5 protein-coding genes and 2 pseudogenes are annotated in these 6,283 nt (G+C 59.9%); 2 read left to right on the top strand and 5 right to left on the bottom strand.

The genetic code is table 11. From position 1 onward, the window contains the following. A pseudogene (locus EA473_RS10380) lies at nucleotides 1-154 on the top strand (IS5/IS1182 family transposase); the annotation flags it as partial. Between the two features lie 38 nt (nucleotides 155-192). After that, nucleotides 193-952: pseudogene (locus EA473_RS22765) on the top strand (IS5 family transposase); the annotation flags it as partial. A gap of 233 nt (nucleotides 953-1,185) precedes the next feature. On the opposite strand, the gene EA473_RS10370 reads toward EA473_RS22765, so the two are convergent. From EA473_RS10370 to EA473_RS10350, 5 genes are all read right to left on the bottom strand, one after another. Beyond that, entirely contained in the window at nucleotides 1,186-2,520 is a 1,335-nt protein-coding gene (locus EA473_RS10370) for a metallophosphoesterase (RefSeq protein ID WP_124195589.1), read from the bottom strand. A gap of 162 nt (nucleotides 2,521-2,682) precedes the next feature. Next, the gene (locus EA473_RS10365; protein WP_165875259.1) at nucleotides 2,683-3,273 is read right to left on the bottom strand and encodes a cyclodeaminase/cyclohydrolase family protein; all 591 of its coding nucleotides are present in this window, start codon (nucleotides 3,271-3,273) and stop codon (nucleotides 2,683-2,685) included. A gap of 222 nt (nucleotides 3,274-3,495) precedes the next feature. Beyond that, the gene (locus EA473_RS10360) at nucleotides 3,496-4,029 is read right to left on the bottom strand and encodes a molybdopterin-dependent oxidoreductase (RefSeq protein ID WP_124195587.1); all 534 of its coding nucleotides are present in this window, start codon (nucleotides 4,027-4,029) and stop codon (nucleotides 3,496-3,498) included. A gap of 58 nt (nucleotides 4,030-4,087) precedes the next feature. After that, complete coding sequence (locus EA473_RS10355; RefSeq protein ID WP_124195586.1) at nucleotides 4,088-4,570, bottom strand: metal-dependent transcriptional regulator; 483 nt, start codon at nucleotides 4,568-4,570, stop codon at nucleotides 4,088-4,090. Nucleotides 4,571-4,825: 255 nt separating this feature from the next. Further along, nucleotides 4,826-6,202: a hypothetical protein gene (locus EA473_RS10350; protein ID WP_124195585.1), complete on the bottom strand. Its 1,377-nt coding sequence runs from the start codon at nucleotides 6,200-6,202 to the stop codon at nucleotides 4,826-4,828. Between the last annotated feature and the right edge of the window lie 81 nt (nucleotides 6,203-6,283).

Raw genomic sequence — 6,283 nt, 5'->3', positions numbered from 1 at the left:
ATCAGTCAAGGACTGCGGCCTCGGGCGAACGCACGCCCGAGGCCGCGTCCACGCACGAGCGCAGGTGTTCCTCGCGCTGTGCCTTCGCCTCGTCGTTGCAATTACCAACTACGAACGCGGAGACAATCCGGGAAGTACGATCATCACGGTGTGACAAGAGTTCTATGACACCCTCAGACTCGGCTCGATCTCTATTCGCGGAAGCGGTTCACGCTCCGGCAACACGTTGTCCTGCTCTGTCTCAAGGTGAAAAAGACAACCGCGTACCGCGACCTCGTCGATGAACTCATCGAGATGCCCAGCATTCGTGACGCCCTTGATCTCGACTCGATCCCTGCACCCTCGACACTCTGCAAAGCCTTCGACCGCTTAGGGATGACCGTCTGGCGAGTGTTACTGAACGTCTCGCTCGCGGACTTGCCGCTGAACGGTGTCACCGGCATCGATGCGTCCGGGTTTGAGCGGGCGCATGCCTCAACACACTACACGAAGCGAACGAACCTCACCATCCAGCAGTTGAAGACAACGCTATTGGTCGATACAGCTACCAACGCCGTTCTCGATATTCACGTGACGACAGCGCGAAAGCACGATATGTAAATTGGGCCACAGGTAGTGAAACGGAACGCAGAGTCCATCGCAGTCTTGACCGCTGATAAGGGATACGACGATCAGAAGCTTCGGCAGTTCGCCAGCGACCACAATATTCGACCACTAATCAAGCATCGTGAGTTTACCTCACTCCACAAAGCATGGAATGCACGGCTGGGCAGCGATCTCTACCATCGGCGGAACATGAACGAGACAGTCAACGCAGCGATCAAACAGAAATTCGGTGCATTCGTGCGGTCACGCCTCTGGCTGAAGCAGTTCCGGGAACTCGTCATCAAGTGTCGTTCACAACCTCGAACGAGTGCTCGCTATTGCATCCGAGGAGGGTGAATGCAAGTAATTCCGAGAGGGAGGGCTGCTGAATATAGAGGATGGATGCAGCAAACCGACTTCGTGGGCTGTGGGTTAGTGACGATAGTATCGATCCACCGACCCTCATGCCACGTCCCTTGAGTTCCGAAGCGTCGCCGAGTAGCATCGAGGCCGACATCACCGTATCAGGCCACGACAGGCGCTGGCGTGTGGCGGACGACAAACACAGCCCCACTGGCGTTCGTTCGCCAACGAACCGGTTCATTCGCCGGATTCGGACACAGATGCCGGTATCTCGTCGCTGACGACCGACCGACCAGGAAGCTCCGCAGTCGGTTTCCGGCCCAGCGTCAGAAGGCGCTCTGTGAGGGTGAGCTCTTCTACGGTGGGGTCGGCCTTGTGGATCTCTTCGTACTCAACTGCCACACCGTCTGGCTCCGAGGAGATGCGGACGACACACAGTTGGTAGGACGGGTAGAACACCGGCGGAAGCACCCCGGCGATGACGTCCCGGCGGTGCAGACGCTTCAGCCACGTCCCTGTGTTGATGATCAAGCGATCCCCGACCTCGGTCATCGTCGGGCGGTGGGTGTGGCCGTAGCAGAAAACTGCCGTCTTCGGGTGCTCCTCGAACACCTCTCGGGCGGCTTCCTCGTAGGGTTCGGCGGGGTCAACGGTGAGATCGGTCTCGAACACACCGAACCGGTCGACGGTTTTCCCGACGTCACGGAGAATGAGGTACAGAGGAATCGCCGCGAGGAGGAGCACGCCGGTGACTGCCGCAGTGACCACGAGGATGAAGTGAACTGCCTCGCCAACCAGACCAATCTGGGCGAAAATCGCATCCGCCGTCTCGACTGGCATCGTCCAGATGCCAGCCACGTCCAGCCCTGCCAGAACCGCGAGGATGACGCTGAAATTGAACAGCAACAGAAACGGGATCACCGCATAGCGCAAGAGAGGACTCATCTCGCGGTAGAAGTACTTCGAGACGAGCCAGCGCGGGACACGCTCGGTCGGCGTGACCGCCTGGACGTCCTTCAACCAGTTGTACCGCCCACGCCTGGACAGTTGGCCCGCACGGCTCGTCACGAGCGAGTTGTAGTAGTATCCAAGCGGTGTCTCGTAGGGGTTGCCGAAGTCTTCGAACCGGTTGTTGGAATCCTGCTGGTGACCGTGTTCGAACCAGATTGTGCGACCGCCGACTGGCCGGGTGATCGACTCGGACTGGACGAGGTCGACGTTGTACTCGGCTAATCGCTCGACGTACTCGTCGTACGCGGAAAGCTCGTGGTCGTGGTTGCCCGGCAACAGTGTAATCGGGATTGACTCGCCCGTCGCGCGCAGCTGATCGAATAGCGCTGGATACCGCTCGGTCAGGACGTCGAATTTCGCTAGCCCGTCGATGTCGGTGAACTCCCACAGCCCGAACGCGTCGCCGTTGATCAGTAGCTCCGCGTCTTCGTCGACCGTCTCCAGGCGTCCGAGAAAATCGAGTAGTTCGTCGAGAAAATCGATCTCACCCAGCTGTTCGTCGCCGCCCATGTGGAGATCACTGATCACGTAGTAGACAGGGCCATCGCCATCGTTGACCATAGCGTCCGACATCCAACTCCAGCATGTATAATGTTAATCCCGGCATCACCCGTGATGTGTCGCCTGCACGGTGAACAGCTACGCACCATCGTACCGATAGCAGTCGTGGGACGTGCTGCATTCGCGCTGTGTATTCAGCACAGCCTCTGAAAACGATCACCGTCAGAGGGTTTCAACAAGACCATTCGAACTGATCCCGTCGAGGGTCTCCGCTGCCGTAGATTCGATCCGTCGAAGCGTTCGTTCTATTTTTTCGATGAAATCCGTATCGGTGATGTACTCGAGATTTGTTCGAACGGTTAACACGGCGGCCTCGAGTGCAGCGTCGACAAATAAGATTCCAGCGATCGCATCTGTGAGGGCAGGGTCGCTGCCTTTCGCCGTCACCACGGTAGCCGACTCGAGAACGGTTAGACACGCCTGGGCGATTGTGAGCGGAACACCGATCGAGCGTTTCATTTTGCGCTGGCGATTCTCGCCAGGGGCCTCGAGTAGCTCCTCAACCACTGTGGCGTCCAGGTTGGCAAGCTGGAGCAGTTGCCCACGACACGTCGTGAGGGTAGAACGCGTCGATCTCAGTTCGGACTCGACATCGCTGTACCCGTCTTTTCCGATCGTGTGGATGCACGTCATCTCACAGAGCGACGTGCCGATGGCTCCGACGACGGCCGCACTCGATCCTCCGGCTGGTGCGACCTGTTGTGATGCGATCTCCGAAAGAAATGTATCGAGTGTCGTTGTTTCGTATGACATAGTTACCCGTAAGGGGGAAACGGCCATTATTACTTCCCGTCCGCAGGGCAATTCGTCACGGGCGTACGACACCGGCGTCCAGTACCGTCACCCTCTCTCGAGCACGATCGCGTCCTGACGGTGGACCAAACGGCGTCTCTCATACGGATTACTGTACCTGTGTACCGGCACACCCGTCGCCTGGGTCGCGGGTGCGCCGGTAATGATTTACAGCAAACCGTATCAGTCTTCGATCCGTAAGAGTACCAATTCCTTCGCAGTATCGTCGTCCGCAAACGGCGTCTCGCCGATCAGAATCTCCGAAACCCATTTGATGCTCTCCCAGTAATCGCGATCGTCCTCGAGCGGAACCAGCCGGGCCGGTCCGCCGTGTTCGACGGGCAACGGTTCGCCGTCGAGTTCGAGCGCGAGGACCGCATCAGCGAGTCGCTCGAGCGGGAACGAACAGGCGTACTCGCCGTCCATTGCGCGGACGAGCGCGTATTCGCTCCCGTCCGTCGGCCCAGCGCGCTCGAGAAGCGTTTCGACGCGGATACCACGCCACGAGAGACCCTCGGCGACCCACCCCTCGGCGCATGCGAAGTCTTCGGTCGCCGACTTGAGGGGATACGACACGAGGTCGTCCTGATCGACCCGAACCGACGTATCGACCGTACCACCGATGCGAAGCACCCATTCGTCGGGATCGCTGGATTTTCCCGAGGTCCAGGTCTCGAGACGGTCGCCAGATGCCTCGTACGGTCCGCTGTACGTCATTACCGGCACAACTGCAGACGGGTCGTGGCCCACCGACGGATCGGTACAGCAATCCGTATCACTCCGCACAGGCAGTGACGAAACAGCGCCCAGAATCCGGTCGAATCCGATCGCAGGCGTCGTCGCGTGGGTTCTCGACTCGGGTCTCTAACCGCTCGATCGCCTCGAGCGGGAGGCTGAACCCGATTCGGTAGGCGGTCCGTCCGTCGATCTCGTAGCCGAGGACGTGATCGAAAAACGCGACGACGACACACTGTCGCCACGCGAGCGATTCGGCGATCCGTACGCCTCGGGTCGTCGTCTCGACGCCGGCGTACTTTTCGTGATGGACGAGGTCATCCGTCGACAGCTTCCTCACCATCTCGGTGACGCTTCCCGGTTCGATATCGAGTTCGGCTGCGAGTTCTCCATTTCGGACGCGGGCGTCGTTCGGACTCGAGAGCCAGTAGACGGTAAGCAGGTACCAGCCTTCGGTCTCGTTCAGCGACTCGGGTAGGGGAGTTTTCCCACCGACATCCGTCGACGAATGTGTGGTAGCCATCGTTCGATACAACGTGGTGTGGGAAGCCGTGAGTCTCATTTCCCGAACACCTTCGCTGGCGTCGTCGGTCAACTACCCCGCACACGGCGGTACAGGGGTTGTCATTGAATCGGATGCTACAGAGTCACAGAGTCGCCGTTCGCGATACCGATACTCGACTGTCCCAGAGAAGGCCCGAAAAACCAGCTGCACCTCGTTCACTTCGTCATTTTTGCGGTTTCCGCGCTGGTTTACCTTGTATCAATCCAGCTCGAGTCAGGGCTGTAAGTGAGAGGATTCGGCGCCGGTCTGGGATTGCTTGCCGTCTCCCCTCACGGCGAATCGGTCGAAAAGGATTCCCAGAAGGGGTTGTGGACTGTGTCGCCGCACGACGAGAACCATGTTCGCGGCGAAAATCGCGGCTCCGGCGATCACGGCACCACCGCCGACGACAGAAACCGTCGTGGGGAGGGAAATGACGTCCGTCAGAACGACGATGCCGAGCCCGACGGTGAGCAACGCGAAGTCAGCCGCCGCCAGCCTGTCGTCGTAGAGGTCGTCGATCATCGGGACGTCCTCGAGGCCGAGGAGGTCGCTGTACCGGTGGACCCAGATAATAAACGGGATAATGTGATAGAGCGTTCCCAGAACGACGAACCCGATCAGCCCAAACGCCAGCAGGTGGACCGACCCGGGGGCGCCAAAGAGCGTCGTCGGATCGAGCGGATCGCGAACCCAGTAGACTCCAGTCCAGAGCGGCCAGAGCACCATTGCCGTCGCGACGACGACGTACCGGCTCAGCATCGGAGTCCACGGAACCTGCGCTTCGTACAGTCGTCGAGCGAGGAGGACGCCGAATCCGAGGACGCTCGCGAGGATCAAAATCCCACCGACGCGGGCGACCAGCCCGATCTCGAACAGCCGACCGCCGGCCAACGCGACCACGCCGATCGGAAAGCCGATCTCCTCGAGGCGCTGGATGGCGTGGTCGATACCGTGGAGATCCGATTGCGTGAACATCGTCGCCAGCTGATACAGCGCCCCGAAGACCGTCGTCAGGACGGCCCCGTAGACCGCGAGCGTCGCGTGGGCCAGCCGCACGCTCCCGTGTGAGACCGGCCAGCTGCGAAAGACCGGGGAGACGAATCCGATCGCCAGCGTCACGCCCAGCGTGGTCAACAGCACGAAGAAGCCGAGCGCAATCGCGAAGTGACGTTCCGTGACGTCCCACGGCCGGGCGGACGCGAGCGTTCGACCGACGTTGTAAACGAAGACCCAGAATCCGAGCAACATCACCACCCCTCCAACGGGGAGCCACCGGTACGTCCCCGTCAACAGAGCGATAGCGAACACCGCCAATCCGACGGTGACGATCCACAGCTGTGTTTTCGCGAGGCGTCTCGAGTGTAACTCGACGGCGGACCACACAGGAACGAACTGTGTCATCGCGCCCATGATCGTCACGCACACCCAGCCGGCGAGCAACAGGTGGACGTGTGCGAGCGAGAGGGTAGCAGAAAATACGCCAATCGCACTCAACGGTCCGACGACTGCACCGACGAGGAGGAATCCGATTCCGACGAGGAAATGTCGAAGCGGAACTGTCAGTGGCGGGCTCTGGTCAGCATCGATATTCCCCAGTATCGCGCCCATATTGATGTCCTTGGAGCGGGGTCTACGTCCCAGTACCTCCGAACATCTTCACTCGCGGTCGGAGAAACCGGGCCTAACCGG

The sequence above is a fragment of the Natrarchaeobius chitinivorans genome (assembly GCF_003841505.1).
Classification (GTDB): Archaea; Halobacteriota; Halobacteria; order Halobacteriales; family Natrialbaceae; genus Natrarchaeobius; species Natrarchaeobius chitinivorans.
This window is presented reverse-complemented; position numbering and strand designations above follow the sequence as displayed.